This window comes from Virgibacillus carmonensis (assembly GCF_057836705.1).
Window position 1 is genome coordinate 1 of sequence record NZ_JBYQFJ010000236.1, and the last position, 620, is coordinate 620.

1 protein-coding gene is annotated in these 620 nt (G+C 34.7%); it reads right to left on the minus strand.

Annotated elements, in window-relative coordinates; translation table 11 throughout:
• Window positions 1-583: MetQ/NlpA family ABC transporter substrate-binding protein (locus AC3G7N_RS21585; RefSeq protein WP_489424186.1), on the minus strand; the 583-nt coding region annotated here is incomplete at its 3' end.
• Between the last annotated feature and the right edge of the window lie 37 nt (window positions 584-620).

Here is a 620-nt window from a genome sequence, read left to right on the forward strand (position 1 = left end):
CTGATTCATACATGTCAGGTAAAAGAGCCGCATCTATATCTGCGGAAAATGTTAAGTTTTTAGGATTTTTAACAATATCATCAACAGTTGCTTCTACCTTATTTACGTCGTCATCTAACTTAATTAAGCCATTGTTTTCCAATAATGAAAGAATACGTCCATGATCAGCAACCGAACGACTCATAATTACTTCCGTACCATCTGGAATGCTTTCCACACTGTCAATTGTTTTGGAATAAATGCCCATTGGTTCAATATGGATTCTGCCAATTGCTGTAAAGTCATAACCTAGTTCTTCTTTTTGCTGTTTTAAATATGGAATGTGCTGAAAATAGTTCGCATCAATTTCACCACTTTCTAAATCTTGATTAGGCAAAACATAGTCCTGGTATTCCTCTATGGTTAATGTGATACCTTTTTCTTCAAGAATTGGTTTTGCCTTTTCCAGGATTTGGGCATGCGGCGTACTAGATGCACCTACTGTAATTTCTGAGTTACTTACTTTGCCATTTCCTTCATCCCCACCACACGCTGCTAATGTAAAAATAAATAATAATGAAACAACTGCTAGAATTTTTTTCATGATTTTCTCCTTATCTTTTATCTAATTTATTGGAAAT